The organism is Flavobacterium sp. (genome assembly GCF_049590715.1).
Lineage (GTDB): Bacteria > Bacteroidota > Bacteroidia > Flavobacteriales > Flavobacteriaceae > Flavobacterium.
The window spans coordinates 1-2,389 of record NZ_JBAWDL010000326.1 but is presented as its reverse complement, the minus strand read 5'-3'; the positions used below and the strand labels follow the sequence as shown (position 1 = coordinate 2,389).

Sequence of the window (2,389 nt, the reverse complement as noted above, 5' to 3'; positions counted from 1 at the left end):
CCTAAAAGTATTCCGAAGCCACCACAATACCAAACGATTTACATCAGTGGAGGAAAGAAAAATAAATTAAATAAAATTGATATCGTAGGGTTCTTTTCTCAAAAAGGAAAGCTAGAAAAAGGCGATTTAGGGCTGATTGAGGTGAAGGACTTTATCTCTTTTGCAGCTGTGAAATACAATAAAGTAAAAGATTTATTGCACGCGATCAAAGATGAAAAAATGAAAGGTAAGAAATTCAAAATCGAGGTGGCTCGTAAGGTCATTAAGAAAGTAGAGGAATAGTTTTTAAACACATAGATTCATAGGCTTTTCTTTGTGAATAAGACGCTTTGCTTAGGATAGTAAGTCATAGAGAGGTATACTTGCTAAATACAATTTGCTTTCAATGCAATAAATACTTTGTGTTTCTATGTAAAGCAAAGCGCTTATAAGTTCAAAAGATACTATGTTTCTATGTGTTTAAAATTTAAATATAATTTAGGAGATAGTGATACTAACGTTATTATGTAATGATAAATTTTCCTTTTTTAGAATCAAAACGAATGTGGTCATCTTTGAAAATGGTATCAAAACTTCCTTTTGAAATGAAATTGCAAGGACTGTCTTGAATGACGTTGTCTGGGGTCATGATAATCATTTCGTCACTTAATTGAATGGCCATGTCGATGTCGTGTGTCGAAAATAAAATACATTTTTGAGTGTCTTGACTCAGTTTTTTAAGCAATTTGAATAAAGCCACTTTGTGCAATAAATCCAAATGCGTTGTAGGTTCATCCAAAATAATGAAAGGGGTGTCTTGTGCCAAAGCCCTAGCGACAAGGACTTTTTGTAGTTGACCATCACTGATTTCAAAATGTTTTTTGGTTGCTAAATCACTGATTTGTGTCAGTTCCATGGCATGATTTACCTGTTCTATATCCGTATAGGTAAGTTTTCCAATCCAGTTGGTATAAGGTTGTCTTCCTAGCGCAATGAGTTCAAAAACGGTTAGGTTGCTAGGAGGTAATTTTTCGGTCAAAACCACACTTAAGTTTTGTGCCAGTTCGAGTGGTGCGTATTGTTCTATGTTTTTATCTTTCAAATAAACAGCCCCTGATAATGGGTTTTGAATCCCTGTTAACGTTCGTAATAACGTTGATTTTCCTATTCCGTTAGCACCAATAAGCGCAATAAGTTTTCCTGATTGTAAGTCCAGGTTGAGGTTTTGTGCAATGACCGTAGTGGCTGCTTTAGTAGAGTAGCCTATGTTGAGGTCTTTGGTGGATAGTATTGTGGTGATCATTTTTGTATAGATTTTTTTAAACACATAGGAACATAGTTTTTATAGGCTTTGTGTCGAGACGCTTTGCTTAGGATAGATTACATAGAGCATTAGAATAAAGAGAGATGATCTCAGTAATTAATATCATAAAGATAGTTTTATTCGTGCAGGAGTTGTTTGTAATAGTTATTTACAATTGTCTTTTGTCCTTCTTTGAAAATATTAGAACAATTAAAGTTAATAATAATTCCTTTTGGAACTTTTAAAAGATTCATATAGGTTTGAAGTTGTGCTTCAAAGATAGGATTTAGTTGTAAAACTGATTTTAATTCAACAACCAGACAATCTTCAATTAACATGTCACATCTAAAGTCAATTTCCAATACTTTGTTTTTATAGATTAAAGGAACTTTCATTTCGGATTTAAAATTGATTTTTTGCCGATTTAGTTCTTCTTTTAAACAAAGATGATATACATTTTCAAGAAGACCTCTCCCCATTGTTTTATGTACTTCGATTGCACATCCAATAACTTTATATGTTAAATCATCTAGGTATTTCTGTGTTATCATATATACTATTTTTGATTAAAATATTGATTCCTAATTTCTATGAAAAATGTGTTTTACTATGTCTAACTTACTAAGTACCGAAACCTATGATTCTATGTGTTTAAAAATACTCTAGTCTAAGTTTTAACTCGTTTTCAACTTTCTATGAAAAACGTGTTTTTATTATGTCTATCTTACTAAGTATAGAAACTTATGATTCTATATGTTTAAAAATACTCTAGTCTAAGTTTTAACTCGTTTTCAACTTTCTATGAAAAACGTGTTTTACTATGTCTATCTTACTAAGTATAGAAACTTATGATTCAATGTGTTTAAACTTTTTAACTATTTTTTCTTTTACGAACCAGCAACCAGATCACAATAGGCGCTCCAAATAGCGATGTAACCGCATTAATAGGCAGCGTGATTTCATAACCAGGCATTTGCGAGATAACATCACACAATAACATAATGCTAGCACCTATTAATAACGTACTCCAATATAATGTACTGTGATTACTCGTATGAAAAAGCAATTTAGCAATATGCGGAACGGCTAGACCTATAAAAGCAATCG

General features: G+C 32.0%; 4 protein-coding genes. 1 reads left to right on the top strand and 3 read right to left on the bottom strand.

Features of this window, described 5'->3' with window-relative positions; translation table 11 throughout:
* Positions 1 to 282 (top strand): DbpA RNA binding domain-containing protein (locus tag WBQ70_RS14000; RefSeq protein ID WP_423915283.1); only part of this gene is annotated, 282 nt, incomplete at its 5' end.
* 220 nt (positions 283 to 502) lie between these two features.
* Here WBQ70_RS14000 and WBQ70_RS13995 read toward each other — a convergent pair.
* The 3 genes from WBQ70_RS13995 to WBQ70_RS13985 form a co-directional block, all read right to left on the bottom strand.
* Positions 503 to 1,282, bottom strand: a complete 780-nt coding sequence (locus WBQ70_RS13995) for an ABC transporter ATP-binding protein (RefSeq protein WP_423915281.1) — start codon at positions 1,280 to 1,282, stop codon at positions 503 to 505.
* Between the two features lie 137 nt (positions 1,283 to 1,419).
* Positions 1,420 to 1,833, bottom strand: a complete 414-nt coding sequence (locus WBQ70_RS13990; protein WP_423915279.1) for a GxxExxY protein — start codon at positions 1,831 to 1,833, stop codon at positions 1,420 to 1,422.
* 320 nt (positions 1,834 to 2,153) lie between these two features.
* The coding region (locus tag WBQ70_RS13985) for an iron chelate uptake ABC transporter family permease subunit (protein WP_423915277.1) at positions 2,154 to 2,389 on the bottom strand (236 nt) is incomplete at its 5' end.